The organism is Dactylosporangium sp. NPDC049525 (genome assembly GCF_040676755.1).
Lineage (GTDB): Bacteria > Actinomycetota > Actinomycetes > Mycobacteriales > Micromonosporaceae > Dactylosporangium.
In genome coordinates this window covers 131,479-157,654 of sequence record NZ_JBFAPO010000017.1, presented here as the reverse complement: position 1 = coordinate 157,654, position 26,176 = coordinate 131,479, and the positions used below count along the sequence as shown (strand labels likewise).

At 72.6% G+C, this 26,176-nt stretch carries 26 protein-coding genes; 11 read left to right on the top strand and 15 right to left on the bottom strand.

All coding sequences use genetic code 11. From position 1 onward, the window contains the following. Positions 1–5 precede the first annotated feature (5 nt). Positions 6–401: a DUF2267 domain-containing protein gene (locus AB0K00_RS24835; RefSeq protein ID WP_363523951.1), complete on the bottom strand. Its 396-nt coding sequence runs from the start codon at positions 399–401 to the stop codon at positions 6–8. A gap of 155 nt (positions 402–556) precedes the next feature. Between AB0K00_RS24835 and AB0K00_RS24830 the strand changes: the two genes are divergently transcribed. From AB0K00_RS24830 to AB0K00_RS24815, 4 genes are all read left to right on the top strand, one after another. Next, complete coding sequence (locus AB0K00_RS24830; RefSeq protein ID WP_363523948.1) at positions 557–1,246, top strand: Hsp20/alpha crystallin family protein; 690 nt, start codon at positions 557–559, stop codon at positions 1,244–1,246. 103 nt (positions 1,247–1,349) lie between these two features. Beyond that, positions 1,350–2,300 carry a DnaJ C-terminal domain-containing protein gene (locus AB0K00_RS24825; protein WP_363523945.1) on the top strand — a complete coding sequence of 317 codons (951 nt, stop codon included), beginning with the start codon at positions 1,350–1,352 and terminating at the stop codon, positions 2,298–2,300. Next, the gene (locus AB0K00_RS24820; RefSeq protein WP_363523942.1) at positions 2,297–2,605 is read left to right on the top strand and encodes a chaperone modulator CbpM; all 309 of its coding nucleotides are present in this window, start codon (positions 2,297–2,299) and stop codon (positions 2,603–2,605) included. The genes AB0K00_RS24825 and AB0K00_RS24820 overlap by 4 nt, the downstream gene beginning before the upstream one ends. Beyond that, entirely contained in the window at positions 2,605–3,174 is a 570-nt protein-coding gene (locus tag AB0K00_RS24815) for a DUF308 domain-containing protein (protein WP_363523939.1), read from the top strand. The genes AB0K00_RS24820 and AB0K00_RS24815 overlap by 1 nt, the downstream gene beginning before the upstream one ends. Here the strand turns inward: AB0K00_RS24815 and hpxZ are convergent. The 5 genes from hpxZ to atzF form a co-directional block, all read right to left on the bottom strand. Further along, a complete protein-coding gene (gene hpxZ, locus AB0K00_RS24810) occupies positions 3,160–3,546 on the bottom strand; it encodes an oxalurate catabolism protein HpxZ (protein ID WP_363523936.1) in 387 nt (128 codons plus the stop codon). The two genes, AB0K00_RS24815 and hpxZ, sit on opposite strands and share 15 nt — an antisense overlap. A 113-nt stretch (positions 3,547–3,659) precedes the next feature. After that, positions 3,660–5,312 carry a regulator gene (locus AB0K00_RS24805; RefSeq protein WP_363523933.1) on the bottom strand — a complete coding sequence of 551 codons (1,653 nt, stop codon included), beginning with the start codon at positions 5,310–5,312 and terminating at the stop codon, positions 3,660–3,662. A 4-nt stretch (positions 5,313–5,316) separates the two neighbouring features. Further along, on the bottom strand, positions 5,317–5,997 hold the full coding sequence (locus AB0K00_RS24800; RefSeq protein ID WP_363523930.1) for an isochorismatase family cysteine hydrolase: 681 nt from the start codon (positions 5,995–5,997) through the stop codon (positions 5,317–5,319). A gap of 20 nt (positions 5,998–6,017) precedes the next feature. Beyond that, positions 6,018–6,713: an isochorismatase family cysteine hydrolase gene (locus tag AB0K00_RS24795; RefSeq protein WP_363523927.1), complete on the bottom strand. Its 696-nt coding sequence runs from the start codon at positions 6,711–6,713 to the stop codon at positions 6,018–6,020. 64 nt (positions 6,714–6,777) lie between these two features. Further along, entirely contained in the window at positions 6,778–8,511 is a 1,734-nt protein-coding gene (gene atzF / locus AB0K00_RS24790; protein WP_363523924.1) for an allophanate hydrolase, read from the bottom strand. Positions 8,512–8,719: 208 nt separating this feature from the next. On the opposite strand from atzF, the gene AB0K00_RS24785 reads away from it, so the two are divergent. Continuing rightward, entirely contained in the window at positions 8,720–9,703 is a 984-nt protein-coding gene (locus tag AB0K00_RS24785) for a hypothetical protein (protein ID WP_363523922.1), read from the top strand. Positions 9,704–9,753: 50 nt separating this feature from the next. Next, a complete protein-coding gene (locus AB0K00_RS24780; protein WP_363523919.1) occupies positions 9,754–10,407 on the top strand; it encodes a hypothetical protein in 654 nt (217 codons plus the stop codon). Positions 10,408–10,414: 7 nt separating this feature from the next. Here the strand turns inward: AB0K00_RS24780 and AB0K00_RS24775 are convergent, their stop codons facing one another. Both AB0K00_RS24775 and AB0K00_RS24770 read right to left on the bottom strand, forming a co-directional pair. Continuing rightward, on the bottom strand, positions 10,415–11,062 hold the full coding sequence (locus tag AB0K00_RS24775; RefSeq protein WP_363523916.1) for a GntR family transcriptional regulator: 648 nt from the start codon (positions 11,060–11,062) through the stop codon (positions 10,415–10,417). Positions 11,063–11,089: 27 nt separating this feature from the next. Beyond that, positions 11,090–12,829, bottom strand: coding sequence for an ABC transporter ATP-binding protein (locus AB0K00_RS24770; protein WP_363523914.1), 1,740 nt, complete (start codon positions 12,827–12,829; stop codon positions 11,090–11,092). Positions 12,830–12,919: 90 nt separating this feature from the next. Here AB0K00_RS24770 and AB0K00_RS24765 point away from each other — a divergent pair, with 90 nt between their 5' ends. Further along, a complete protein-coding gene (locus tag AB0K00_RS24765; protein WP_363523911.1) occupies positions 12,920–13,543 on the top strand; it encodes a hypothetical protein in 624 nt (207 codons plus the stop codon). Positions 13,544–13,547: 4 nt separating this feature from the next. On the opposite strand, the gene AB0K00_RS24760 is transcribed toward AB0K00_RS24765, so the two are convergent. From AB0K00_RS24760 to aceB, 5 genes are all read right to left on the bottom strand, one after another. Then, a complete protein-coding gene (locus tag AB0K00_RS24760; protein ID WP_363523908.1) occupies positions 13,548–13,724 on the bottom strand; it encodes a hypothetical protein in 177 nt (58 codons plus the stop codon). 63 nt (positions 13,725–13,787) lie between these two features. Continuing rightward, the gene (locus AB0K00_RS24755; RefSeq protein ID WP_363523905.1) at positions 13,788–15,032 is read right to left on the bottom strand and encodes a heterodisulfide reductase-related iron-sulfur binding cluster; all 1,245 of its coding nucleotides are present in this window, start codon (positions 15,030–15,032) and stop codon (positions 13,788–13,790) included. Next, positions 15,032–16,207 (bottom strand): FAD-binding oxidoreductase, encoded by a 1,176-nt coding sequence (locus AB0K00_RS24750; protein WP_363523902.1) that lies wholly within the window; start codon positions 16,205–16,207, stop codon positions 15,032–15,034. Before AB0K00_RS24750 ends, AB0K00_RS24755 begins: the two co-directional genes overlap by 1 nt. 3 nt (positions 16,208–16,210) lie before the next feature. Continuing rightward, positions 16,211–17,668: an FAD-linked oxidase C-terminal domain-containing protein gene (locus AB0K00_RS24745; protein WP_363523899.1), complete on the bottom strand. Its 1,458-nt coding sequence runs from the start codon at positions 17,666–17,668 to the stop codon at positions 16,211–16,213. A gap of 85 nt (positions 17,669–17,753) precedes the next feature. Continuing rightward, a complete protein-coding gene (aceB, locus tag AB0K00_RS24740) occupies positions 17,754–19,310 on the bottom strand; it encodes a malate synthase A (RefSeq protein WP_363523897.1) in 1,557 nt (518 codons plus the stop codon). Positions 19,311–19,435: 125 nt separating this feature from the next. Between aceB and AB0K00_RS24735 the strand changes: the two genes are divergently transcribed. After that, positions 19,436–20,509, top strand: coding sequence for an FKBP-type peptidyl-prolyl cis-trans isomerase (locus AB0K00_RS24735; protein WP_363523895.1), 1,074 nt, complete (start codon positions 19,436–19,438; stop codon positions 20,507–20,509). Between the two features lie 77 nt (positions 20,510–20,586). On the opposite strand, the gene AB0K00_RS24730 is transcribed toward AB0K00_RS24735, so the two are convergent. Continuing rightward, positions 20,587–21,753, bottom strand: coding sequence for a hypothetical protein (locus AB0K00_RS24730; RefSeq protein ID WP_363523893.1), 1,167 nt, complete (start codon positions 21,751–21,753; stop codon positions 20,587–20,589). A gap of 63 nt (positions 21,754–21,816) precedes the next feature. On the opposite strand from AB0K00_RS24730, the gene AB0K00_RS24725 reads away from it, so the two are divergent. Continuing rightward, complete coding sequence (locus tag AB0K00_RS24725) at positions 21,817–23,580, top strand: thiamine pyrophosphate-dependent enzyme (RefSeq protein ID WP_363523891.1); 1,764 nt, start codon at positions 21,817–21,819, stop codon at positions 23,578–23,580. On the opposite strand, the gene AB0K00_RS24720 is transcribed toward AB0K00_RS24725, so the two are convergent. Next, entirely contained in the window at positions 23,567–23,896 is a 330-nt protein-coding gene (locus AB0K00_RS24720) for a hypothetical protein (protein WP_363523889.1), read from the bottom strand. The two genes, AB0K00_RS24725 and AB0K00_RS24720, sit on opposite strands and share 14 nt — an antisense overlap. A gap of 96 nt (positions 23,897–23,992) precedes the next feature. Here AB0K00_RS24720 and AB0K00_RS24715 point away from each other — a divergent pair, with 96 nt between their 5' ends. After that, positions 23,993–24,325 (top strand): DUF952 domain-containing protein, encoded by a 333-nt coding sequence (locus AB0K00_RS24715; protein ID WP_363523887.1) that lies wholly within the window; start codon positions 23,993–23,995, stop codon positions 24,323–24,325. A gap of 25 nt (positions 24,326–24,350) precedes the next feature. Next, positions 24,351–26,060 (top strand): hypothetical protein, encoded by a 1,710-nt coding sequence (locus AB0K00_RS24710; protein ID WP_363523885.1) that lies wholly within the window; start codon positions 24,351–24,353, stop codon positions 26,058–26,060. The last annotated feature ends 116 nt before the right edge of the window (positions 26,061–26,176 follow it).

Below are 26,176 nucleotides of genomic sequence, written 5' to 3'. Positions count from 1 at the left end.
CGTGGCTATGCGGGCAGCAGCGAACGGTCGGACTCGGTCAGGGCCAGGATGTCGCTGGTGAGCGGGGCGTACACGCGGCGCAGCAGGGCCGGGTCGCCGACGCTGGCGACCGCCGCGAAGACGGCCCTGGCGAGGCGCTCGGCCAGCTCCGGCGGCACCGCGGCCCGGGCCGCGACGTCAGCGAGGAAGTCCAGATGCACCTCCTGGTCGTACAGATGTTGATAGGACCACAGCGGTTCCGCGAGCGTCGGTGGCAGCTCCGCGGCCAGGTGATGCACCCAGCCGTCCGGCAGGCGGGTGGCCAGGGCGTGCAGCACACCTCGGACGGCGCGCCGGGTCTCCTCCGCGGTGGCGATGCCGGTCTTCTCGCGGACCTCCGCGATGAACACGTCTTCATACATGCGGTGAACGCTCCCCATCGCGCAGGTGAAGCACCATCACCAGCGGGGAGCGAACGACGCGCCGGCAGGCACTCATCCGCCGTGGGTGGGACGGGGTCACCCGAGGGGCGCCCAGCATGGCCGCGTACATCCCCTCATCGTTGGGAGACACCCTGATGGCATTCCTGGTGACCCGACCCGGCCGAGCGTTCACGTTCCCGGCGGCGGCGATGCCGCGCATCGGCGGCGTGCCGGTCGACATCGAGGAGACCACCGACGCCTACCAGGTCGACCTGGACCTGCCCGACGTCGACGCCGCCGACGTGCGGATCGACCTGCGGGACAACGAGATCCGGGTGGCGGGCAACTACCGTGCCCGGGTCCGGGCCGGCACGATGCACCACCACGCGCGGCAGGAAGGCGAGTTCGAGTACCTCATCGCGCTGCCGGGCGACATCGACGACGACCGGGTCGAGGCGAACCTCGACAGCGGCGTCCTGACCATCATCGCGCCGAAGGCGCGCGGGGAGCAGACCCGGCGCATCACCGTCCAGGCGACGCAGGGCCAGCTGGGCCAGCAGGCCGCACAGGGCCAGCCGGGCGAGAAGGGCCAGCTGGGCTCGAAGGGCCAGCCGGGCGGGCAGGCGCAGCAGGGCAAGCCGGGCCAGCCGGGTCAGTCGGGTGGCCGGGGCGAGCAGCAGCAGTCGCAGGGGCGGCCGCAGCCGGAGGTCCGGCCCGACGACACCCCGGCCGCGCAGGCGAAGCAGATGCGTGAGGGCCAGTCCCGGCCGGGACCGGCGAGTCAGCAGGCCGGCGGCACCGGCACCGGCAGCACGGGCCAGGTCGGTCGCAGCGGCATGAGCTGAGACCGGGGCGGCCCAGCACCGTGGAGGCGCGCGACGAGGCGGTGCCGGCCCCCCTGGGGCCGCCCGCCCGTCGACGCGGTCGGCGCACCAGTTGGGGGGACCGATGCCGGTTGACACCCGCGACTACTACGCAGACCTCGGCGTGCCGAGGACCGCCCGCCGGGAGGAGATCCGGCGCGCCTACCGGACTCTCGCCCGCCGGCACCACCCGGACGTGAACCGCGAACCCGGCGCGGAGGAACGCTTCAAGGCGATCGCCGAGGCGTACCAGGTGCTGTCCGACCCGCGGCGGCGCCGCGACTACGACGCGAGCCAGGCGACCGCGGACGACTGGCTCGGCAGCCTGTTCCAGGGCGGCGCCGGCGCGCCGGCGGCACCGGGCCGCCAGGCCGGCCCGCAACGCCGCCGGCCCCCGTACAACCAGCCCGGACCGCGCGATCAGGCACCGCCGCGTGACCAGGCACCACCGCGTGACCAGGCACCGCCGCGTGACCAGGCACCGCCGCAGGGGCGGGCCGGCGCGGACAGCCAGGCCGGGTTCGCCGTCGCCGTCGAGGACGCGTACCACGGCGGCCGGCGCACCGTGACGCTGCCCGGTCCGGCCGGGCGGCCCCGCCAGTACACCGTCGACGTCCCGGCGGGCGTCGCCGAAGGGCAGCGCATCCGGCTCGCCGGCCAGGGCGCGCCAGGCACCGACGGCGGGCCGTCCGGGGACCTCTACCTCATCGTCCACCTGTCACCGCACCCCCGGTACAGGGTCCACGGCCGCGACATCATGGTCGATCTGCCGGTGACCCCGTGGGAGGCGGCACTCGGCGCGCCCGTGCAGGTGCAGACCCCGGCCGGGCCGGTGCGCCTCGACCTGCCGGCGGGCTCGTCGTCGGGGCGCCGGCTGCGGCTGCCCGAGCGGGGCCTGCCCAACCCTCGTGGCGTCGCCGGCGACCTGCACGCCAAGGTGCGCATCGTCGTGCCGCCGAACCTGTCCAGGCGCGAACGGCGGCTCTACGCGGAGCTCGCCGCGGCGTCCACGACCGACCCCCGGAGCCCGGCATGACGTTTCCCCTCGTACTGGCCGCGCGGCTGCCCCGTGACCTGCCCCGTGACCTGCCGCTCAACGCCTTCGCCGACGCGGCCGGGCTGCACCCGGACCTGGTGGCGCGTCTCGTCGCGCTGGGCCTGGTGGAGGTCACCGTCGGACCGACCGGCGCGCCCGGGTTCCCGGTCCGGGAACTGGCCACCGTCGCCCGGATCCGCAGGCTGCACGACGACCTGACGCTCAACTACGCCGCCGTCGGGGTGGTCCTGGACCTCCTCGACCGGATCGACGAACTCGAAGACCGACTCGCTAGGAGGGCATGATGCTCAGAAGAGAAGCGTGGCTGCTCGGGGTGCGCGGGGTCATCGCCATCGTGTTCGGTGTCCTCGCGGTCATCTGGCCCGGGGTGACGGTGATCGCGATGGCGCTGCTGTTCGGGATCTTCGCGATCGCGACCGGTTTCGAGCAGATCGTGCACGCGGTGCGCCCGTCCGCGGGCGCGACGAACCCGGTCACGGGTTTCGCCGACGGCACCGGGCCGCGGGTGGCCCGGGTGGTCGCCGGGCTGTTCGGGCTCGCCGCCGGCCTCCTGGCCCTCGTGTGGCCGGGGATCACCGCGGTGGTCCTCGCGGTCCTGGTCGGCGCGTGGGCGATCGTGACCGGCGTCGCCGACCTGTGGCTCGCCACCCGCCAGCACGGCGGCTGGACCCTGGCGCTGGTCGGCGCGATCTCCGTGGTCGCCGGGCTGTTCATCGTGGTCCGCCCGGCCGCGGGCGCCGTCGCGATCGCGTGGGCGATCGGCCTGTACGCGATCGTCAGCGGGGCGCTGCTGCTGTTCGCCGCCTACCAGCTGACGCACCAGGGGCGGGGGCGGCTCTCAGCCGCCCACTGACTCCTGCGACACGTGGGCGTGCACGATGCGCCAGCCCTCCGGGAGGCGGACCCAGGTCTGGGACTGCCTTCCGGGGCGGTCCTCGCCGCCGGGGTAGTCGAACATCGTGGTCACCGTCGCCAGTTCGGACCCGAACGTGCTGATCCGGGTGTCGTACAGGCGCCGGCCGGGCGGCAGCTGCGCCTGGGCGGCCCGCCACGCCCGCAGTTCCTCGGCGCCGGCCTGCCGGTCCGCGATGCCGAAACGCACCACGGCCGGGGAGTCCCAGAACGCCTCGGCGAGCGCGGCCGTGTCGTTGGCGACGAGCGCCTTCTCGTACGCCACGAAGGCCGCCGTCACCTCGGCGACGACGTCGTCCCGGTCGATCCGCACGGTTGAGCCCTCCATTGCAAGCGGCTTGCACGACGATCCACGCGTGGTGGTCCCGACGGTCCACGGGCGGTGGTCCCCAGGGAGGAGGGGGACCACCGCGTCGTGGGGTGAACCTATGCCGCCGGCGCCGGGGCGGTGACCGCCGGCTCGGCCGTGGCCGGGGTCGGTTCAGCGGTGGCGGGTGCCGGTCCCTCGCCGTGCAGGCGGTCCAGCTCGATCTCGTCGGGCTCCTTGGCCCGCGGTTCGGGCCGGCCCAGCGCGAACAGCCCGCAGACGACCGCGATGAACAGATAGCCGAGCGCGACCTGACCGTTGGCGTTCCACGCGACCTTCTCGCCGTGGATCAGCCCGATGAAGGCCAGCACCGACCCGGACAGCGCGAAGATCCCGGCGTGGATGAAGCGTTTGTCGATGATGAACGCGACGATCGAGCCGAACACCAGGCCGGCGAGGATCGCGCCCTGGCCGAGGGTCAGCAGGCCGCTGTAGATGACGCCGTTGCCCTCCAAGGCCGCGTCGCCGACCTTCGCGGCATTGGTGCCGGCCGCCGCCAGGGAGTTGTCGATCTGGCTGGTGGCCCATTGTGCGATGTTGGGTATCAGCGCCGCGATCACCGCCGCGGCGTGCGCCTTGGGGGAGAACTGGAACGCCTGCGCCCCGATCAGCAGCCCGATGTAGAGCAGGATCGGCACGATCGCCGGTAGCGGGAAGATCGCCCCGAGGAAGCCGAACAGGCCGAGGAAACACAGGATCGCGATGACGATGCCGGTCGCCATCGAGTAGCCGCTGCCGCCGCCGGCCTTCTTCCAGCCGGGGTGCCCCACGTACACGGCCGGGGGGAACGGCGAGCCGAGCGCCGCGCCGATGATCGCGCCGGCGCCGTCGGCCAGCAGCACGCTGCGCAGGTTGTAGTTGTCGCCGGCGGCCGCGGCGCTCTCCACGTTGGACATGCCCTCGGTGAAGTTGTAGACCCCGAGCGGGATCGCGGTGGCCAGCAGCGGCGCCACGTCGGACAGGCCCGAGGTGAGCAGGTTCAGGTGCAGGCCGGGCAGCGCGAAGCCGATGTCCTTGACGGCGGCGCTGACCGCGTTGCCGTCCATGGCGCCGCCGGCCCAGCCGATCGCGGTGCCGACCAGCAGCGCCGCGAGGCCGATCGGGAAGTTGCCGGGCAGCTTCGTGTCGGTGAGCAGGCCGATCAGCAGCAGCGCGAACACCGGCAGCGCGACCCAGGCGAGGTCCCACATCCGGGCCGCGGGCAGCATCGAGATGAAGGTGATGGAGATGCCGGCCAGGGTGCCCAGCAGTGCCGCCCGCGGGGCGTACTTGCGGATGTACGGGCCGACGAACGCGCCGATGAGCACGATGATGCCGATGATGAACGCCCACGCCACGCCGGCCTTCCAGGCCGTGGTCGGGTTGTTCGTCTTCAGGTACACCGGCAGCATGATGACGAAGATGACGATGAACATGTGCGGCACGCTCGGCCCGTAGGGCAGCGCCGTGACGTCGGTGCGGTTCTCCTTGCGGGCCAGGCGCCGGGCCAGGAACGTGTAGTAGACGTTGCCGGCGACCAGCGCGATGCCGAGCGCCGGCAGGATCGCCTGGAAGACGTCACCCTTGCTGAGCTTCACCACGAACAGGCACAGCGAGGTCAGGGTCAGTACGTTGACGAGCACGTTGACGCCGAAGCCGAAGAAGGCGTTGGTGTCACCGCGGACCCACCACGGGATCTTCAGCGATGGGGTGTCAGTGGTGGTCGTGGCCATGGAGTCACGTCCTCTGCAGAGACGGTTGAAGAGCGGCGATGAACGCGGTGGAAGGCGCGACCCAGCCGAAGATGCCGCCCTGCGCGGCGATCATCTTCAGGCCGGCCTCCTGGAACTCCGGGAAGTAGGAGCCGACGCAGTCCGACAGCACGAGACACTCGTAGCCGCGGTCGTTGGCCTCCCGGACGGTGGTGTGCACGCAGACCTCGGTCGTCACGCCGGTGACGATCAGGCTGCGGATCCCGGCTGCGGCGAGGACGTCGCCGAGCGCGGTGTTGTAGAAGGCGCCCTTGCCGGGCTTGTCGATGACGAGTTCGCCGTCTGCCGGTGCGAGCTCGTCGATGATGTCGTGGCCGTGCTCGCCGCGGATCAGGATGCGTCCCATCGGGCCCGGCGCGCCGATGCGCTGGCTGGGCTCGCCGCGGTTGAGCTTCGCGGGCGGGCAGTCCGACAGGTCGGGCAGGTGCCCCTCGCGGGTGTGGATGATGGTGAGCCCGAACGCGCGGCAGGCGCGCAGCAGCGCCTCGGTCGGTTCGATGACGCGGCGCAGCTGGGAGACGTCGTTGCCGAGCGTCTCGCCGAAGCCGCCGGGCTCCATGAAGTCGCGCTGCATGTCGATGACGACCAGCGCGGTCGTCGCCGGGTCGAAGGTGAAGGGTCCGGGTGTGGCGTCGAGGGTGGCCATGGTGGACGCTCCCAAGTGGACTAGTGGACGGTCGCCGCGATGACGTCGGAGGACGTGGCGACGCAGCCGAAGACCCCGCCCTGCATGGTGACCATGTGCAGGGCGGCGGCGTGGTTGGACGGGTCGGTGGCGCCGGTGCAGTCCGACAGGATCAGGCACTCGTAGCCGCGGTCGTTCGCCTCACGCATCGTCGTGTGCACGCACACGTCGGTGGTGATGCCGGTCAGGATGATGTGCGTGATGCCGTGCGTGCGCAGGACCAGGTCGAGGTTGGTGGCGTAGAACGCGCCCTTGCCGGGCTTGTCGACCACGACCTCGCCGGGCGCCGGCGCCACCTCCGGCACGATCTGCCAGCCGGGCTCGCCCTTGATGAGGATCCGCCCGCACGGCCCGGCCGAGCCGATCTCGGCCCCGATCTGCGCGGACCGCCAGCGCTTGTTGGGCGGCAGGTCCGACAGGTCCGCGTCGTGGCCCTCCCTGGTGTGCACGACCAGCATGCCGAGTCCCCGCACGTGGTCGAGCAGCTTCGCGGTCGCGGGCAGCCCCGCCCGGGTCAGGCCGATGTCGTAGCCCATGCTGTCGACGTAGCCGCCCGGGCCGCAGAAGTCCGTCTGCCAGTCGATGCACAGCAGCGCCGTGCGCTCGACCGGGACCGACCCGTCATACGGCCAGGCATAGGGCCTGGCGCCCACAACCGGACCGATTGTTGCGCTCATGCCGCCACCTCCGGCGTCGGCCTGAGCCAAACCTGCGACGCTGATTCGCTCCGTTTCACTCCGCTCATTGCCCCTCCTCTTGCCGGTGGGCCCGGAAGCCCCCACTGGCGGTGATGTCCTGTGCCTCGGCGGCCGCGTACGCCTCGCAGAGGAACCCCTGCACCGTCTGGCCGTCCACTGTGGACAGATAGCCGATCGACAGTGGCGCCTTGACGCTGCTGAGCAGCGCACCCACCGCGCTGCTCGGCAGCCGCCAGATCTCCACCTCGATCTGCGCGCCCTGCCCGGCGCCGACCCGGACCAGGCCCGGCACCCCCGTCGGCAGCCGGTACAGCCGGTAGCACGCCTCGGTCCGCGTCGTGCGCGCGAACCGCCCTCCCAGCGCGACCAGCTCGGCGTTGCGCGACTCGCCCCGCAGGTGGTGCCCGACCACCGCCAGTTCCACAGCCGGCGCCTGCGGAGGTGATACGGGTACCGCCTCGCCCTTGAACGCCGCGGCGAGCCCGAGCAGGGTGCTTTCGGTGAACGCCGGCCCGATCAGCGACAGGCTCGCGGGTCGCCCCTCCGGCGTCATCCCGTTGGGCACCGTGACCACGGCGAGGTCGAGCAGGTTCGCGAACTGGGTGTAGCGGCCCAGGATCAGGTTGCGCCGCAGCGGCTCCTCGGCGATCTCGTCGAGGGTGAACGTGGTCGGCACCGTCGGCAGCGCGAGCACGTCGACCTCGGTGAACAGCCGCGCCGCGGCCGCCTTGAGCTCCTGCAGCCGGTGCTGGGCACGGAACGCGTCGGCGGCGCTGAAGCGGTGGCCGCCCTGCAGGATGCCCAGCGTCAGCGGCAGCACCGCGTCGGCGTGCCCGGCCAGGAAGTCCTCGAGGTCGGCGAGGCGTTCGGCGACCCATGGCCCCTGGTAGAGCAGGTCACCCGCCTCCAGCAGCGGCGCCGGGTCGACCTGGGTGACGGCCGCAGTCAGCCGCGCCGCGGTGAGGCAGCCGGCGACGTACCGCTCGGCCTGCCCGTGGTCGCCGTCGAACTCGAGCACGTCGGGCCTTGCCACGCCGAGGCGGACGGCCGCGGGTGGGAGGCTTTCACCGGCGGCCGCCCGCGACCAGGGGTCCTCCGCGGTCGTTCCCCGGGCCACGTCCAGGACCGTGCCGGCGTCGGCGACGTCGAGCGCGAAGATCGAGACGCAGTCCAGGGACCGGCAGGCGGGGACCACGCCGGCGGTGCTGAGCAGGCCGCGGGTCGGTTTGAGCCCGACGATGCCGTTGAGCGCCGCCGGCACCCGCCCGGATCCCGCGGTGTCGGTGCCGAGGGAGAACGCGACGACGCCCGCCGCGACGGCGACCGCCGAGCCGGAGCTCGACCCGCCGGCGATGAGCCCGCCGCCGAAGACGCTCTCGACGGCGCCGTACGGCGAGCGCGACCCGGTGAGCCCGGTCGCGAACTGGTCGAGGTTGGTCTTGCCGACGAGCATCGCGCCCGCCGCGAGGAGCTTCTCGACGACGGGCGCGCTGCGGGCCGGGGTGTACGCGAAGGCCGGGCAGCCCGCGGTCGTCGGCATCCCGGCCACGTCGATGTTGTCCTTGACGGCGAACGGGATCCCGTACAGGGGAAGCGTCGGGTCCTGGAGTTCGCTTGCGCGGGCCCGGAGCGCCTCGGGCGACACTCTGCTGATCCAGACGCCAGGTGCGGACGGTGCGGCGATGACCTGCTCGGCGACATCGCCCGGCGTGAGCGTGCCCCGCAGGTACGCGTCGCGGAGGGCGGCGATCCCTGTGAGGGTGGCGAGTGCGGTCATGCTGTCGATTGTCGACAGTTCTGTTTCGAGCAACCGCGGCTCATGTAACGCGTCGATGTCCTGTTCCTGGCTCCGAGGCTGTCGCCTGCGGTTCCGTGGGGGGTTCCCACCCCACACCCCCCATGCGACGCTCTGCGCCGCACTCAGGCCCTAGGACAGTATCCGACAGTTACGGGATTGTGATCACGGTCACTGCGACCCTGCCGCGATGAGACGACTGTCCCGGCTCGGACTCGCGGTCATGCTCGGCGGTGCGTTCACCGTCTTCGCCGTGAGTCCCGCACACGCTGAACCACTGGTCGCCACCCTCACCATGAGCGGTGAGATGCACTACGACGCGGCGCTCAACCAGGCCAACCGGCTCACCATCAGCAACCCGTCCCCAGGCGTGGTCGCCTTCACCGACGTCTACCCGATCACCTACAGCACGCCGGACGGGAGCACCTGCTCCTACCCGTACGCCACCATGACCACCGTGCACTGCGTGCATGGCTCGACGTTCCTGGACGTCAAGGTCTCCGACCTCGACGACGTCATCGACAACCGGTCCAGCTCGAACATGCACGCGTCCGGCGGCGACGGCAACGACATCATCAAGATGGGCGGCCACGCCGCAGCGGCAGCCGCGGGGGACGCCGCCGGCGGCGAGGGCGACGACATCTTCTACTCAGGTCCCGGCGACGACTGGCTCTCCGGTGGCAACGGCATCGACACCGTCACCTACCAGGGCCGCACCGCGAAGATCACGGCCACCCTCGTCGTGCCCCAGAACGGCGGCGACCCGCTGACCGACGAGGAGGACGTGTACTTCAACGTCGAGAACCTCACCGGCGGCGGCGCGGCCGACACCCTGACGGGGAACTCGTCGGCCAACGTCATCGACGGCGGCACGTACACCACGCCGTGCAACCCGTTCCCGACGGCCGCCGTGGTGCTCACCCCCACCGCGATCCAGGCTCCGCCGCCGTGCACGACCTACTCCGGTGACGACGTCATCAACGGCGGCGGGGGCCCCGACACCCTCCGAGGCCGCCAGGGCGCCGACACCATCAACGGCGGCTCCGGCAACGACGTCCTGTACGGCGACGCCGGCTACGACAACCTCAACGGCGGCCTCGACTCCGACCTCTGCTACCCGGGTGCCGACAGCGCCGTCATCACCAGCTGCTCCGTGCTCGTCCCACTGCCCTGACGGCCGGTGGCATGGCACAATCCCGCCAGTCCTCTGAGCTGGAGCCTGCCATGCCACCTGTCCGGATCCCTGTCGCGGCAGGTGCCGTCCCGCCGCGCGTCTGCCTGCGCCACGGCCGTCCCGCCCGGACGATGACCCCGATGGTCTTCCTGTCGCGGCCACCGTTCTGGCTGCTGGTGGTGCTGATCCTCGTCGGCTGGCTGGTCTACAGCCTCATCGCCGCGAGGGCACGCCGGTCGGTCGCCGTGCCCGCCTGGCCGTGGTGCGGCCGGTGCGACCTGACCCGCCTGGGACGGGCCGCCCTCGGCGTGCTCGTGCTCCTCGCCGGTCTGCTCACGGCGGTGCGCCTGGGCGACTCCTTCCAGGGCCGGACCGCACTGCTGGTCCTCGCCGGCACCCTGCTCACCATGATCGCCGGGCTGGTCCTCCTCGTCCGCAGCACCAGGGGAGCGACCTGCGGCGTGCGCGTCAGCCGCGACGGCGAGTGGCTGGAGCTGCGCCGCCCGCACGAGCGGTTCCTCGCCGCGCTTCGGGAGCAGCCCGCACCGCGGTACCCCATGCCCGCCGGATGGACGGTCCCGGCCACGGCGGCACCGTCCGCGGTCTGGGCGCCCGCACCGGCGGCCGCCGTCGCCGACCGCACCCCGCCGGTGGCGTCCCCGATGCCGACCGCGCCGGGCGGCTGGACCCCGCCCAGCGCGTGACGGCTGGTCAGGGGAGGTAGGAGCGGGCGCCGTGGTCGTCCAGGGCGGCGAGCACGGCGGCGGTGTCGCGGGCCGAGACCGCCTCGAAGAGGCGCTCGTGGCGGTGGACGCCGTCGTGCGGGCGGGCGACCTCGGCCTCGCGCCGCAGGTTGAGCGCCATGTACAGCTGGATCTTCACCAGGACCGACTCGTAGACCTGGGTGAGCTGGCGGTTGCCGGCGAGGGCGACCACGGCGACGTGGAACTCGCGGTGGGCGGTCGCCACGTCGAACTGGTCGCCGCGGGCGTCGGCCTCCTGCATGGCCTTCACCGCGGTGGCGACGCCGGCGAGGTCGGCGTCCGCGGGGGTGGCGGTGACGGCGTGCCGCTCCAGGACGTCGCGGACCGCGTAGAGCTCCTGGATGTCGTCGGCGGACAGGGTGGCGACGCGGACGCCGCGGCGCGGCACGTGCTCGACCAGGCCCTGCTGGGCGAGGAGCCGCAGGGCCTCGCGCAGCGGGGCGCGGCTGATGCCGAACCGGCGGGTCAGCTGCTCCTCGACGAGGCGCTCGCCGGGGTCGGTGGCGCCGCTGAGGATCTCCCGGCTCAGCCGTGACACGGCGAGCTCGACCAGGCTCGCACTGGCCAGCTCGTCGGACGCACCGGGCGGCTTCACCCGCCCAGTGTGGCAGACCCGCACAGGTCAGACTTTCTGGAGCCGGTGCAGTCTGGCAAACAGCCCGCCGGCGGCGAGGAGCTCGTCGTGGGTGCCGAGCTCGGCGAGCCGGCCCGCGGACAGGACGGCGACCCGGTCGGCGCCGCGGACGGTGGCGAGGCGGTGCGCGACGACGAACGTCGTGCGGCCCCGCATCAGCCGGGTGAGGGCCTCCTGCACGAGGGCCTCGGACTCGCTGTCCAGCGCCGAGGTGGCCTCGTCGAGCAGCAGGACCCGCGGGTCGCGGACCAGGGCGCGGGCGATCGCGAGCCGCTGCCGCTGGCCGCCGGAGAGCAGGGCGCCGCGCTCGCCGACGACGGTGTCCCAGCCGTGGGGGAGCCGCTCGACGAACTCCAGGGCGTTGGCGTCGCGCAGGGCCCGGGTCACGGTGTCCTCGGTCATGCCGCGCAGCCCGTAGGTGACGTTGTCGAGGATCGTGCCGTCGAACAGGACGGACTCCTGCGGCACGACCGAGACGCTCCTGCGGTAGCTGCGCAGGTCGATGCGCTCCATGTCGATGCCGTCGAGGAGGATCCGGCCCTCGGTCGGGCGGATGAACCCGATGAGCAGGTTGAGCATCGTGGACTTGCCGGAGCCGGAAGGCCCGACGAAGGCGATGGTCTCGCCGGGCCGCACGTCGAGGTCGACACCGCGCACCGCGGGTGCCGCGCCGTCGGTGTACCGGTAACCGACGCCCTGCAGGGTGACCGCGCCCGCGACGGCGGTGACGGTCTGCTTGCCCTCGTTGCGCTCCAGGTCGGGGGCGGCGAGGACCTCACCGATGGAGCGGACCGACTCGAGGCCCCTGGTGATGATCGGGGCCAGGCCGAACAGGCCGATGACGGAGGACGTGAGCACGGCGAAGTAGGTGCTGAGCAGCACGACGTCGCCGGCGCTCACCGGCGCGAACCCGCTCCAGGCGGCCCAGCCGGCGGCGATCAGGCAGGCGGCGCCGAGCAGCTGGTAGGTCACCCAGGAGAACGCGCCGAACCTGCCGTTGACCAGGTCGAGGCGGCGGCCGGCGGCGCGGACCTCGTCGACGGTGCCGCGGACCCGGTGCAGCGCCTCGGTCTCCAGGGCGTGGGCGCGGGTGATCGGCATGAGGTGCGCCATCTCGTCGACGCGGGCGGAGAGGTCCTCGACCCGGCGACGGAACTCCTCGTTGCGGGCGCCGGAGCGGCGGCGCACCATCGCGACGAGCCCGGCGGTCGCCGGGACCACCAGCAGGAACAGCGGCACGAACTGCGGCACCCGCACCGCGGTCAGGCTCAGCGCGCCGACCAGGGTCAGGACCGCCGACGTGCCCGACGCCGCGACCTGCTGCAGCATCATCTCGACGTTCTCGACGTCGCGGACGACCTTCGTCTGCAGCAGGCTGGCGCCGGCCTTGGTGTGGAAGCTGATCGACAGCTGCTGCAGCCGGCCGGCGAGCGCGGAGCGCAGGTCGGTGCCGAGATCGCGCACGATGAGACTCATCTGCCGGACCCAGAACATGTGCACGGGGATGTTCTGCAGCAGGATGACGGCGAGGACGGCCGCGTTGAGCCACAGCTGCGGCAGCGGCCGGTGCTCCACGACGACGTCGATGATGTTGGCGGTGAGCAGCGGCAACAGCCAGATGGGGCTGTCCTTCACGGCGAACGCGACGGTGGCCAGGGCGAGGCGCCATTTACGCGGTGCGAGGAGCCGGACGATGGTGCGCAGCGGCCTGCGGCCGTCGAAGTCCATCCGTCCATCCGATCGCATGGCGCGAAAACGCTCAACGTCACCATGGTCACAGGGGCCTGCCAGGTGGATGGGTGACGGTAGCCTGCTCCCATGACGCAGCCACCCTACGGGCAACAGGACCCATATCAGCCGAACCCGTATGGCCAGAGCCCGTATGGGCAGCAGCCCTCCGACCCCTATGCGCTGCCGGCCGGGCCGCAGCAGCCGATGTCGGGTCCGCCGTCCTCGTCGCCGCCCGGATCGAGCCCGCCGTATTCGCCGACCTATCAGCTGCCGGTCTCCGGCGCGCCGACGTCCGGCGGCTACGACCCGTATGGGCAGCAGGCCGGCTATGCCCAGCAGCCCGGCTACGGCCAGCAGCCCGGCTATGGCGTGCCGGTGCTCGGCGTGGCCAACGCGGGCTACGACCCGGTGACGGGTCAGCCGTATTCGGACAAGTCGAAGCTCGCCGCGGGTCTGCTGCAGCTGCTGCCGGGCCTGTTCCTCGCGCTCGGCGGCATCGGCCGGCTCTACGCCGGCAACACCGCGATGGGCATCACGCAGCTCATCCTCAGCGTGGTCGTCGGCTGGACGTCGTTCTGGTGCGGGTGGTTCGTTCTCGGCCTGACCTGGTTCGTCCTGTTCGGACTGTGGGTGTGGTTCGTCGTCGACGGCATCGTCATGCTGGCCGGGCGCCCGGTCGACGGCCAGGGCCGCCCGCTGCGCCCGAACTGATCGCTCAGCCGGCCCGGAGCGGGCGGAGCAGCGTCTCGGCCGGCCCGAAGAAGCGATGGCCGAGCACGCAGTGCAGCCGGATGTGCTCGACCGGGCCGCCGGTGCTCCACAGCCGGCCTTCGCCGCGGGCGGTCGCCGGCAGCCCGCACTCGGGGCAGTCCACAAGGTTCGTCGTCGTCATGTCAGGGGACACGCGGGGCCGGGCCGTCAGGCTCGGCCCCGTCGCCTACCCGACGGCAAGCGCTCAGCGTCCCCGGGACAGGCGGACGCCGCGGATCGAGGCGTCCAGGACCTCTGCGGTGTGTGCGGTGCGGATGGTACCGCCGGCCGCGCGCACCCCCGCACCGATCTGCATGAGGCAGCCCGGGTTGGCGGTCACGAGCCAGTCGGCGCCCGTGGCGAGGACGTCGCGGGCCTTGCGGGCGCCGAGCTCCGCGGCCGGCCCCGGGTTCAGGACGTTCCACACGCCCGCCGAGCCGCAGCAGATCTCCGGGTCGGCGATCTCCCGCAGTGCCAGGCCCGGGATCCCGCGGAGCAGGTCGCGTGGCTGCGACCGGATGCCCTGGGCGTGGGCGAGGTGGCACGCGTCGTGGTAGGCCACGGTGACGGGCAGCGGATGCCGCGGCGCGACCGGGCCGAGCCGCCCGAGCAGCTCGGAGAAGTCGGTGATGCGTTCGGCGAGCCAGGCGGCGCGGGCGGCGTACACCGGATCGTCGGCGAGCAGGGCGCCGATCTCCTTCAACGACGACCCGCAACCGGCGGCGTTGACCACGAGCGCGTCGATGCCCGCGTCGGTGAACGTGTCCACGATCCCGCGGGCGAACCGGGCCGCCTCGTCCTGCCGTCCACTGTGGACGCTGAGCGCGCCGCAGCAGCCCTGCCCGGGCGGGATCACCACGTCGCAGCCCTCTGCGGCCAGGACGCGCGCCGTGGCCGCGTTCACGTCGGGGAAGAACGCCCGCTGCACGCAGCCGGTCAGCATCCCGACCACGGCCCGGCGCGGCCCCAGTGCCGTCAGCCGGGCCGGCAGGGGCACCGCCCGGCGCACCGGCGGGGCGAGGGCGGCGAGCGTCGACAGCCGGCCCGGCAGCCGGTCCAGCAGCGGCGAGCCGAGCCGCTGGTACAGCCGCAGCGGCTGCTTCAGCGCGGCGAGCCGGCGCGGGTGCGGGAAGAGCCCGAAGACGAGCCCGCGCAGCGCCCGCTCGGGCAACGGCCGCGGGTGCTCCTCCTCGACCACCACGCGGGTCTGCTCGATGAGCGTGTCGTAGCGGACCCCGGACGGGCACGCGGTCACGCAGGCCATGCAGCCCAGGCACGCGTCGAAGTGGCCCGCCGCGGTCGGGGTCAGCGGCTCGCCCTCGAGGTGCTGCAGCATCAGCTGGATCCGGCCGCGTGGGGAGTCCATCTCCTCGCCCCACAGGACATACGTCGGGCAGGTCGGCAGGCAGAATCCACAGTGGACGCAGTCGGAGACGAGATCGGGGTCCATCAGATCCCTCCCACGAAGCGGCCCGGCGCGAGGATGCCGAGCGGGTCGAACTGTTCCTTGACCCGGCGCATGAGGTCCAGGCCGTCGACGTGCCCCCACACGTCGACGCGGGACCGGATCAACGGCGGCGCGGTCAGCACCACGCAGTGCCCGGCGCCGGCCCGGGTCGCCGCCCGCAGGTCGCTGACGACGCCGACGACGGAGCCGGGGTCGGTGTCGCCGGGCAGCCCCGCGTAGAGCACGCCGGTGCCGGCCGAGCCCCGCAGGTGCAGCGCCACGTCGTGCAGCTGGGCGGTCACGCCGGCGGCGGTCAGCAGGTAGGGCACCCGCGACAACGCCGACGTGAGCTTGATGCCGACGTCGCCGGGCCGCCACGGGTAGCTGCCCCAGCCGGGCGGCGGGGTCTCCGAGGAGGTGGTGCCGTCGCCGAGCAGCTTCTCCAGGTCGGCGGCCCGTTGGGCGACGCCGGCCGGCACGCCCTCCACGAGCGCGGTCACGGTGAGCGGATCGGTGTCGATCTCCAGGGCGCTCGGCACGACCTGCGCGCCGAGGACCGCCGACAGCGCCCGCGCGGCGTCGTCGGGGCCTTCGAGGCGCACCGAGACGAACCGGCGCGCGGCGGGCAGCGGGTGCAGCCGGAACGCGCACTCGGTGATGACGCCGAGCGTGCCGTACGACCCGGCGACCAGCTTGCCCAGGTCGTAGCCGGCGACGTTCTTCACGACCTTGCCGCCGGCCTTCGCCACGACGCCGTCCGCGCGCACCACGGTGACGCCGATGAGCAGGTCGCGGACCGTGCCGTACAGCATCCGCCGGGGGCCGGAGGCGTTGACCGCGACGGTCCCGCCGATGGTCGTGCCCGGCAGCGGCTCGTCGATGGCCAGCTGCTGCCCGGCGGGGCGCAGCGCCTCCTGGAGCTGTCGCAGCGGGGTGCCGGCCCGCACCACCGCGACGAGGTCGCCGGCGGCGTGCTCGACCAGCCCGCACAGCCGCGACGTCTCCAGGATCACGTCGAGCCGCTGCGGTGGCAGCGCCCAGTCCTGCCGGGTGCCGCCCCCGCGCACGACCAGCGCGCGGCCCTCACCGGCGGCGCCGCGGACCACGTCGGCGACCTCCGCGGTCGACGCGGGCGTGGCGACGGCGGCGGCCGGCGTTCCCGCGATCTCGGCTGTCATGTTCTAGAAGACCTCCGCGATGCCTGGCTGATGCAGCGGATGGGTGCCCTTGTGCCGTCCCGGCACCTCGCCGCACAGGCGGGGCGTCGGGAACACCTTGCCGGGGTTGGACAGTCCCCGCGGGTCGAACGCGCACCGCACCAGTTGCATCGTGTCGAGGTCGGCGGCGTTGTACATGCTGGGCAGGTGCTTGGCCTTGTCGATGCCGACGCCGTGCTCCCCGGTGATCGACCCGCCGTGCTCGACGCAGATGTCCAGGATCGCGCCGGACACCGTCTCGGCCCGTTCGGCCTGCCCGGGGACGGTCTCGTCGAACAGGACGAGGGGGTGCAGGTTGCCGTCGCCGGCGTGGAAGACGTTGGCGACCCTGACCCCGTGCTCGCTGGCGAGCTCGGCGATGCGGGTCAGGACCCGCGGCAGCGCGGTGCGCGGGATGACGCCGTCCTGGACGATGTAGTCGGGGCTGATCCGGCCGACGGCGGCGAACGCGGACTTGCGCCCCTTCCAGAACAGGGCCCGCTCCGCGTCGTCGGCGGCGATGCGGATCTCGAACGCGCCGTGCTCCTGGCAGAACGCCTCGACCGCGGTGAACTGCGCCTCCACCTCGGCCTGCGGCCCGTCCAGCTCGACGATGAGCACCGCGCCGGCGCCGGCCGGGTAGCCGCAGTGCACCGCCGCCTCGGCGGCCTCGATCGCCAGGGCGTCCATCATCTCCACCGCCGCCGGCACCACCCCGGCCGCGATGATCGCGGAGGTGGCGGCGCCGGCCTGGTCGGTGCCGGGGAACGCGGCGAGCAGCGTCCGCACCGTCTCCGGCAGCCGGACCAGGCGCACCGTCACCTCCGTGGCGATGCCGAGGGTGCCTTCGGAGCCGACGAACGCGCCGAGCAGGTCGTAGCCGGGCGTGTCCGGTGCCCGCCCGCCGAGGCGGACCAGGTCGCCGTCGGGCGTGACGATCTCGACGCCGGTGACGTGGTTGGTGGTGAACCCGTACTTGAGGCAGTGCGCGCCGCCGGAGTTCTCCGCGACGTTGCCGCCGATCGAGCAGATCTGCTGGCTGGACGGGTCCGGCGCGTAGTAGTAGCCGTGCGGGGACGCGGCCCGGGTCACCTGCAAGTTGATCACGCCGGGCTCGACCACGGCCCGCTCGTCCTGCGGGGCGACCTCGCGGATCGCGCGCAGCTGCGAGGTGACGATGAGCGCGCCGTCGGCGTGCGGAAGCGCCCCGCCGGACAGGCCGGTGCCGGAGCCGCGCGCGACGAACGGCACCCCGGCGTCCGCGCAGGCCCGCACCGTGTCGGCGCACTCCTGCGCGGTGCGCGGCAGCACCACGATCGCCGGCACGACCCGGTAGTGGGTCAGGCCGTCGCACTCGTAGGTGCGCAGCTGCTGACGATCCGTGAGCACCTGATCGGGTTTCAGGAACCCCCGGAGGTTCGCCGCCAGCGCCTCAATGCTCATGACGTCACCTCCGCTGCGCTCCGGCGCGGCCCTGAGCCAAGACCGCGCCCCTGGTGAGCGGCCCCTCCGCTGCGCTCCGGCCCGCTCACGGCATCCGGTCGTACGCCGGCAAGGTCAGGAAGTCCACGAACTCGTCGGCCACCGCCACCTCCATGAACAATGCCCGCGCCTCGCCCAGGTCCCGGCCCAGCAGGGCCAGCTCCTCGTCGGCGATCCGCTCGACCAGTGCGACCGTGACCAGCTCACCCGTGTCGGCCAGCGTGACACCGTTGTGCAGCCACTGCCAGACCTGCGACCGGGAGATCTCCGCGGTCGCCGCGTCCTCCATCATGTTGTTGATCGCGACGGCGCCGTTGCCCTTGAGCCACGCGTCCAGATACTGCACGCCGACGCTCACCGCGTTGCGCAGCCCGGCCTCCGTCTGCTGGCCGGGGGTGTCGCCGACGGCCAGGAGGTCGGCCGCGGACACCGACACCTCGTCGCGGGTGCGGTCCAGCTGGTTGGGCCGGTCGCCGAGCACGCCGTCGAACACCTCCCGGCAGACGCCGACGAGGTCGGGGTGCGCCACCCAGGAGCCGTCGAAGCCGTCGCCGGCCTCCCGCGTCTTGTCGGCGGTCACCTTCTCCAGCGCGACCCGGTTGACCTCCGGGTCCCGCCGGCTCGGGATGAACGCCGCCATGCCGCCGATCGCGTGCGCCCCCCGCTTGTGGCACGTCTGGACCAGCAGCTCGGTGTAGGCCCGCATGAACGGCACCGTCATCGTCACCGTGTTGCGGTCCGGCAGCAGGAAGTCCTTGCCGCGGGTGCGGAACTTCTTGATCACGCTGAACATGAAGTCCCACCGCCCGGCGTTCAGCCCGGCGGAGTGCTCGCGCAGCTCATAGAGGATCTCGTCCATCTCGAACGCGGCCGGGAACGTCTCGATGAGCACCGTCGCCCGGATCGTGCCCGCCGGCCGGCCGAAGCGCTCCTCCGCGAATGCGAACACCTCGTTCCACAGCCGCGCCTCCAGGTGCGACTCCATCTTCGGCAGGTAGAAATATGGCCGCGTGACGAGATGGTTGTGGAAGAAGTAGAGCCCGAAGTCGGTCAGCGAGCCGGACGTCGGCGCACCGTCGACCAGGATGTGCTTCTCCGGCAGGTGCCAGCCTCGCGGGCGCACGACGACGGTCGGACGCGCACCGTCGGTCAGCTCGTAGTGCTTTTCGCCGGAGGTGTACGACAGTGTGCCGGCATTCGCGTCGCGCAGGTTGAGCTGCCCACCGATCACGTTGTCCCACAGTGGCGTGTTGGCGTCCTCGTGGTCGGCGAGCCACACCTTCGCGCCCGAGTTGAGCGCGTTGATGGTCATCTTCGCGTCGGTCGGCCCGGTGATCTCGACCCGCCGATCGATCAGTCCGGGTGCCGGCTCGGCCACCCGCCAGTCGCCCTCGCGGATGTTTCGCGTCTCGGGGAGGAACCCGAGGGTCCCGCCGGCGGCGAGCTCCGCCTCGCGTTCCTTGCGGGCCGCGAGCAGCTCGAGCCGGCGGGCGTCGAACGCCCGGTGCAGGTCTGCCAGGAAACTCTGAGCTTCATCTGTGAGGATCTCGGCGAATCGGTCGTCAACCGGTCCGGTAATCTCGACGCCCTGAACAGTGCCCATGTCATGACCCTATCGGCTGCGGTGCCACCCGGGGCGTGTCGCGGCGTGTGTGATATGGGAAGCTCTGGCGAACAAAACTCAGGTCCGCCAGTATCGGGTCCGTCCAGCAGGGGAGTCTTCCAACTGTGAGCGATCGGGGCAGAAGCCGCCGCACTGCGAGGTCGACCAAGGCCACCGCGCCGAAGGCGACCCCGGACACCGAGGTCGAACCCGGCGACGAGCCGGCCGCCACCGCGGGTGCGGAAAGCGACAAAACGCCGTCGGGAGCGGCCGCTGCGGCCGAGACCCCGGCGGAGGACACCACCGGCGCGGACGAGACCGTCTCGCTGGACAAGCCGGGCGACGCCGAGGACACGGCAGCGGACACAGCCGAGGACACGGCGCAGGACGCGGCCGACGCATCGGCCGATGCCGACGCTGAGGACGCGGCCGACGCCTCGGACGCCGACGCCGATCCCGACGCGACCGCCGACGACGACGCGGAGGACGACGCCGAGGACGGGAAGGCGGCGTCCGGCAAGACGGCGTCGAGGTCCAAGGCGCCGACCCCGATGACGAAGGCGGAGAAGCGCGCCGCCGCCCGCATCGCCGCCGCGAAGGCGGCCCGCCGTCGCCGCACCGGCCAGGCGATCGTCGGCACGATCATCGTCCTGCTGGTCGTCGGCGGCGCGTTCGCCGGCGTCTGGTATTTCGGCGACCGGGCCGAGAAGAACCGGGTCAAGTGCAAGCCGGCCGCCGAGGCCGCGTTCCCGCCGTTGCTCGGCGGCATGAACAAGGGCCTGGCCACGGAGCCCACGATCACCGCCAGCTCCGATGAGATCAAGACCGTCAGGTCGACCATCCTCATCAAGGGCGAGTGCAAGGCCGTCAAGGCCGGCCAGACCGTCTCGGTGAACTACGTCGGCGCCACGATGAAGGACGGCAAGGTCTTCGACGCGTCCTGGCCGCGGAAGAAGACCATCGAGATCCCGGTCGGGCAGAAGCAGCTCGGCAAGCAGCCGCAGGTCATCGAGGGCTGGGACGAGGGCCTCGTCGGCCTGAAGATCGGCACCCGGGTCCAGCTCGACATCCCCGGCAACAAGGCATATGGCGACGACGCTCCCGAGGGCTACCCGAAGGGCACGCTGCGCTTCATCGTCGACATCCTCGACGCGAAGGACGCCGACAGCAGCGGCCTGCCCGCCGGCCTCGGCGGCTGACCGCAGCACATCCGAGCTCCACCACGACGGCCCCACCGGTGCACACCGGCGGGGCCGTCGCCGTTGCATGGAGGACGTTACGGAGTGGCGGCGGCCGCGCGCAGGCGGGCGACCACGCCCGGGTGGGGCCAGGTGCGCAGGCGGAACCGTTCCGGGGCCAGGCCCGGCTCCGGGTCCAGGTCGACCTCGCGGGTCAGGCTGTCCCAGGTGACCAGGAACGACCCGAACGACACGTAGTCGGCCTGCGGCAGCAGCGTGTCGACGCCCTCGACCCAGGTGGCGACGGAGAAGACTGAGCGGTCCGGGCGTTCGGCGACGGTGAGCGTCGCGGCGAACGCGTCCGTGTCCAGGTGCGAGGCCTGGGTGCCGTATTCGGCGGCGGCCATGAGGATCTCCGAGCGGTGCACCACGGCGTGCAGCGGATGTCCCTCCGGCGCGGGGTACGGCACGACCGCGCCGGCCGCGTCGACCGTGTACGCCATCGTCGAGATCGGCCGGGCCGCGTCGCGGTACTCCTCCTCGACCGCGGCGAACAGGGGGCCGATGCCGGCGTCGGAGGTCAGGAGCAGGCCCGTGGTGTCGGGCACGAACGCGACCGGGGTGCCGCCGACCCGCCCCGCCTGCGCGGCCAGCCAGCCGTCCAGGAGCAGGTGGGAGGCGCAGTACGCGTCGCCGTCGTCGACCATCCGGATCACCGCCGTGCGTCCGTCCGCCGCCGCCTCTGCCGCTGACGACGGCGACGGTGACGGCGACCAGGGCAGGTTGCGGTGCGCCCGGTCGAAGACCAGCGACGCGGGCACCCCCCATTGTTCGAGCTGCCGGGTCGTCACGTACATCATCGACGTCGGCTGGTCGACCGCGACGACCTCGTCGAGCATCGGCAGCGCCGGGCGCCGCAGCAGCGCCGGTGCCCCCGCCGGCACCCCCAGCCCGAACGTCACCGCGCGCAGCAGGGGCCGCAGCAGCGGCGCGGCCTCGTCCCAGGTCTCCGGCGCACCGGGCTGGAAGACCACGGCGGACAGGTACCGGGCGATGCGCTCCCGCCGCTCCTCCCGGCCGGCGTCGCGGCACTCGCGGAAGATGTTGCCGAGGTACGCGATCGCGGGGGAGCGGTCGGTGGGGTCCCGCCAGACGTGGATGGCGAACTGTTCCGCGTCGTACCAGGCGTGGCCGACCCCGGCGTCGCGCACCGCGTTCAGCACCTGCCGGGCGAAACGGTCCTCCCTGCTGCGGAAGATCCCCATGCGCAGGCACGCTACCCGTCCGCCGGTTGTTTGTTTCGCCGTGTACCGGCAAAGCACAAGCGTATGAGCAAATCGACTGTCGGAGAGGCGTTGATCGCCCGGCTGGCCGACTGGGGCGTCGACACCGTGTTCGGCCTCCCCGGCGACGGGGTCAACGGGCTCATGGAGGGGCTGCGGCGCAACGCCGACCGGGTCAGGTTCGTGCTGGTGCACCACGAGGAGGCGGCCGCGTTCATGGCGGTCGCGCACGCCAAGGCCACCGGCCGGCTCGGCGTCTGCCTCGCCACGTCCGGCCCCGGCGGCATCCACCTCGCCAACGGGCTCTACGACGCGAAGCTCGACCACGCGCCCGTCCTGGCGATCACCGGCATGCAGGAGTCCAGCGTCATCGGCACCGGGTACCAGCAGGAGGTGCACCTGGACCGGCTGTTCGAGGACGTCGCGGAGTACAACGAGACGATCGCCAACCCGGCGCAGGTGCCGGCGTTGCTGGACATCGCCGTCCGCACCGCCCTGGCCCGCCGCGGCGTGGCACACCTGACGGTGCCGAACGACGTACAGGTGGCGCCCGCCGGTGACAACCCGTTCGACGAGGTCGGTCCGGTCCGCGAACCGGCGACGGCACCGGTGTGGGTCGCGCCGCCGGTCCGGCCCGCCGACGACGACCTGCAGGCCGCCGCGGACCTGCTCAACAACGCCACGAAACCGGCGATCCTGGCCGGGGTCGGCGCCCGCGGCGCCGGTCCGCTGGTCGAACTCGTCGCCGACGTGCTCGGCGCGCCGATCGTGAAGTCGCTGATGGGCAAGATGGTGGTGCCGGACGACTCGCCGTTCGCGCTCGGTGGGCTCGGGCTGCTCGGCACCGCGCCCAGCGAGGACCTGATGCAGGAGTGCGACGCGCTGCTGATGGTGGGCACGAACTTCCCGTACACGAAGTTCCTGCCGGCACCCGGCCAGGCGCACGTTGTGCAGATCGACGTCGAGCCGGCGCGGGTCGGCACCCGCATCCCGACCGACGTGCCGCTCGTCGGGGACGCCGCGGCGACCCTGGAGGCGCTGCTGCCGCGGCTGCGCCGGCGCACCGATCAGCGTTTCCTGCAGCGGTACCAGGAGAAGATGCGCGACTGGCGGGAACGCCTCGCGGCCACGGAACGACCCGACCGGGACCCCATCGCGCCGCAGTTCCTGGCCCGCACCCTCGACCGGGTCGCGGCGCCGGACGCGATCCTCACCTGCGACTCGGGCACCGTCACCACCTGGGCGGCCCGGCACTGGCAGGCGACGGGCGGGCGCGAGTTCTACCTCTCCGGCACGCTCGCCTCGATGGCGCCCGGCCTGCCGTACGCGATCGCGCTGCAGCACGAGTACCCGCGCCGGCAGGTCATCGCGTTCGTCGGCGACGGCGGCTTCGGCATGCTCATGGCCGAGTTCCACACCGCGGCCCGCTACGGCCTGCCGATCAAGGTCGTGATCAACGACAACAACGCCCTCGGCATGATCGTCTGGGAGCAGATGGTCAACGGCTTCCCCGAGTACGGCGTCCGCTACGGCGACCCGCAACCCGACTACGCGGCGTGGGCGCGTGGCTGCGGTGGGTACGGCGCCCGTGTCACCGACCCCATCGCCCTGGAGCGCATCCTCGGCGAGGCCCTGGCCTACGACGGGCCGGCGCTCGTCGACGTCGCGGTCGACGCCGACGAGCCCCCGATGCCGGCGAAGGTCACCTACCAGCAGGCGGTGAAGTTCGCGGAGGCGTTCGTGCGCGGCCAGCCGCACAAGGCCGCGATCGCCACCACCCTGTTGAAGGACCGCATCACCCGCCTGTGAGGCGCCGGTGCCGCCCCTGCGTCCGCAGGGACCGCACCCACAGCCGGCTCCGCCCGACGGTCATCGTGATGCCGCCGGGGATGTCCAGGCCGCCGAGCCCGGCCAGCCCCCCGACCAGCACGACCCCGCCGATCGCGACCAGACCGGTCCCGGTCAGCAGGTACAGCACGGCGTCCTGCTCCTGCTCGATGCTCTGCTGTCCGGTGGTCTGCGCGGTCCGGACCATCGGCGGGTCCGGTCTTCGTGCCTGCGCGGCGCTCAGCGACCCGACCGCGATGGCGGCGCCGGCGACGCACACCCATGCCCGAGTTCTCATAATCGCGCACGCTAGGTCGCAAACGGGTGACTCGTCGCTCCCCACTTCTCACCTGCGACAGGTGAAGGAACCTCTCACCCGTGGCATTGTGTGCTCGTGCTGATCTACAAGATCCTGCTGCCGGCCGAGTGGGCCGCGTTCCAGGCGAACGGCCGCTTCGACGGCTCGCCGCTGGACCTGCGCGACGGCTACATCCACTGCTCGTCCCGGGCCCAGGTCGCCGGCACCGCGCAGCGTTACTTCGGCACCGAACCCGAGCTCGTCGTCGTCGCCATCGACGTGCAGACCATGGGCATGTGGCTGCGCTGGGAGACGTCCAGCAACGGCGGCCCTTTCCCGCACGTCTACGCCCCGCTGCCGCGCGCCGCGGTCGTCGCCGTCCACCGCATCGCCGGCGCGTCCTCGGTCGACGAGGTCGTGCCCGCCTGACCTTGGGCGGCTATGGTTCTTGACCATGGACGAGGGGCAATCCCGGAAGCGGTATCCGGCCGACGCGGTGGCGGTGGCCGGCTACCTCGCGGGCGCCGTCGTCCTGTGCGGGCGGCTGCTGGCGCATCCGGGGCAGCGGCTGCCGTATACGCCGGGTGACCGGATCCTCGCCGAGTACTACCTGGCGTGGGCGGCCCGGTGCGTCCGGCACGCCTCGAACCCGTTCTTCCTGGACCGGCTCAACGCCCCGGCCGGCGTGAACGGGATGGCGAACACGACGATGCTGGGCCTGGCCCTGCCGATGTCGCCGGTGACGCTGCTGTCCGGGCCCGGGGTCGCGTTCGACGTGCTGGTGGTGCTGACGCTCGCCGGCACCGCCGCCACCTGGTACTGGCTGCTGTCCCGGCACGTGGTCGACTCCCGGGTCGCGGCCTGGGTCGGTGGCCTGGTCGCCGCGTTCGCGCCGAGCGTGGCCAACCACGCCACGTTCCATCCGAACCTGACGGCGCAGTTCCTGGTGCCGATCATCGTGTGGCGGGTGGTGAAGCTGCGCGACGCGCCGGTGCGCGGCGGGCTGATCCTCGCGGCGCTGGTCGTGTGGCAGGTCTTCATCAACGAGGAGACGCTGTTCATCACCGCCCTGGCGGTCGGGTTGTTCGGCCTGCTGTGGCTGGTGCAGCGGCCGGGCGAGGTGCGGCTGCCCAGCGTGCTGGCCGGGCTCGGGGTGACGCTGCTGGTCACGGCGGTGCTGCTGGCGTACCCGCTGTGGTGGCAGTTCTTCGGCGCCGGCGCCTACCAGGGCGGCGAGAAGCAGATGACCGCGTTCCACACCGACCTGCTGGGGCTGACGTCGTTCTCGCGCAACTCGGTGGCCGTGCGGTTCAGCGAGTTCCAGCCGGCCCCGGGGTTCTCCGCCGAGCAGCACGGGTACTTCGGCTGGCCGCTGGTCATCGCGGTCCTCGCCGTCGTGATCTGGCGGTGGCGGGAGGTGCTGGTGCGCTCGATCGCGGTCACCGGGGCCGTCTTCGCCGTGCTGTCGTTCGGCAACGACCTGACGCTGTACGGCCGCGACACCGGCGTCCCGGGCCCTTATGCGCTGCTCAGCGGCCTGCCGCTGTTCGACACGCTGCTCCCGACGCGGCTCGGCGAGGCGGCCACGTGGGCGGTGGCGCCGCTGGTCGCGATCGGCATCGACCGGTTGCCGGCGGTGGCGGGCCTGCGGGTGCTGAAGCTCGGTCTCGTCGCGGCGGTGCTGGTGCCGGCCGCGCCGGTGCCGATCAAGGTGATCGACCGGCCGGCGATCCCGTCGTTCCTCGCGTCCGGCGAGTGGCGCTCCTACGTCAAGGCGCAGGAGTCGGTCATGATCGTGCCCCTCGCCACCTTCGAACACTGGACGGCGATGAGCTGGGCGACCGCGACCGGGGCCGACCTGCGCATGTCGCACGGTTACTTCCTCGGCCCGGCCAACGGGGTCAAGGGCAGCCACGCCACGGTGGGTCCCGCGGTGCGCCCGACCGACCGGCTGATCAACACCGCCACCGGCACCCACCAGGTCACGACCGTCACCGACGCCGACCGGGAACAGGCCAGGCTCGACCTCGCGTACTGGCGGACGTCGATCATCCTGGCCCCGACCGGGGACGGTGCGGCCGCCGAGCGGGGCACCCTGGACGCGCTGTTCGGCCCGGGCCGCCAGGTCGGCGGCCTCTGGCTGTGGGACGTCAGGAACCTCTGACCCGTGCGGACGTCACGAGTCCCTGACCCGGCGGCGTGCGCGTGAAGGACCGGCCCAGCGCTGCGAGCTGTTCATGTGATGCCCCCTTGTCGAGTGCCGCGCCACCGCGGCGACTG

Coding starts and splice junctions, on each gene's coding strand:
- AB0K00_RS24835 (WP_363523951.1), bottom strand. CDS start 401: ATGTATGAAGACGTGTTCATCGCGGAGGTCCGCGAGAAGACCGGCATC.
- AB0K00_RS24830 (WP_363523948.1), top strand. CDS start 557: ATGGCATTCCTGGTGACCCGACCCGGCCGAGCGTTCACGTTCCCGGCG.
- AB0K00_RS24825 (WP_363523945.1), top strand. CDS start 1,350: ATGCCGGTTGACACCCGCGACTACTACGCAGACCTCGGCGTGCCGAGG.
- AB0K00_RS24820 (WP_363523942.1), top strand. CDS start 2,297: ATGACGTTTCCCCTCGTACTGGCCGCGCGGCTGCCCCGTGACCTGCCC.
- AB0K00_RS24815 (WP_363523939.1), top strand. CDS start 2,605: ATGCTCAGAAGAGAAGCGTGGCTGCTCGGGGTGCGCGGGGTCATCGCC.
- AB0K00_RS24805 (WP_363523933.1), bottom strand. CDS start 5,312: ATGGCCACGACCACCACTGACACCCCATCGCTGAAGATCCCGTGGTGG.
- AB0K00_RS24800 (WP_363523930.1), bottom strand. CDS start 5,997: ATGGCCACCCTCGACGCCACACCCGGACCCTTCACCTTCGACCCGGCG.
- AB0K00_RS24795 (WP_363523927.1), bottom strand. CDS start 6,713: ATGAGCGCAACAATCGGTCCGGTTGTGGGCGCCAGGCCCTATGCCTGG.
- atzF (WP_363523924.1), bottom strand. CDS start 8,511: ATGACCGCACTCGCCACCCTCACAGGGATCGCCGCCCTCCGCGACGCG.
- AB0K00_RS24785 (WP_363523922.1), top strand. CDS start 8,720: ATGAGACGACTGTCCCGGCTCGGACTCGCGGTCATGCTCGGCGGTGCG.
- AB0K00_RS24780 (WP_363523919.1), top strand. CDS start 9,754: ATGCCACCTGTCCGGATCCCTGTCGCGGCAGGTGCCGTCCCGCCGCGC.
- AB0K00_RS24770 (WP_363523914.1), bottom strand. CDS start 12,829: ATGGACTTCGACGGCCGCAGGCCGCTGCGCACCATCGTCCGGCTCCTC.
- AB0K00_RS24765 (WP_363523911.1), top strand. CDS start 12,920: ATGACGCAGCCACCCTACGGGCAACAGGACCCATATCAGCCGAACCCG.
- AB0K00_RS24760 (WP_363523908.1), bottom strand. CDS start 13,724: ATGACGACGACGAACCTTGTGGACTGCCCCGAGTGCGGGCTGCCGGCG.
- AB0K00_RS24755 (WP_363523905.1), bottom strand. CDS start 15,032: ATGGACCCCGATCTCGTCTCCGACTGCGTCCACTGTGGATTCTGCCTG.
- AB0K00_RS24750 (WP_363523902.1), bottom strand. CDS start 16,207: ATGACAGCCGAGATCGCGGGAACGCCGGCCGCCGCCGTCGCCACGCCC.
- AB0K00_RS24745 (WP_363523899.1), bottom strand. CDS start 17,668: ATGAGCATTGAGGCGCTGGCGGCGAACCTCCGGGGGTTCCTGAAACCC.
- aceB (WP_363523897.1), bottom strand. CDS start 19,310: ATGGGCACTGTTCAGGGCGTCGAGATTACCGGACCGGTTGACGACCGA.
- AB0K00_RS24730 (WP_363523893.1), bottom strand. CDS start 21,753: ATGGGGATCTTCCGCAGCAGGGAGGACCGTTTCGCCCGGCAGGTGCTG.
- AB0K00_RS24725 (WP_363523891.1), top strand. CDS start 21,817: ATGAGCAAATCGACTGTCGGAGAGGCGTTGATCGCCCGGCTGGCCGAC.
- AB0K00_RS24720 (WP_363523889.1), bottom strand. CDS start 23,896: ATGAGAACTCGGGCATGGGTGTGCGTCGCCGGCGCCGCCATCGCGGTC.
- AB0K00_RS24710 (WP_363523885.1), top strand. CDS start 24,351: ATGGACGAGGGGCAATCCCGGAAGCGGTATCCGGCCGACGCGGTGGCG.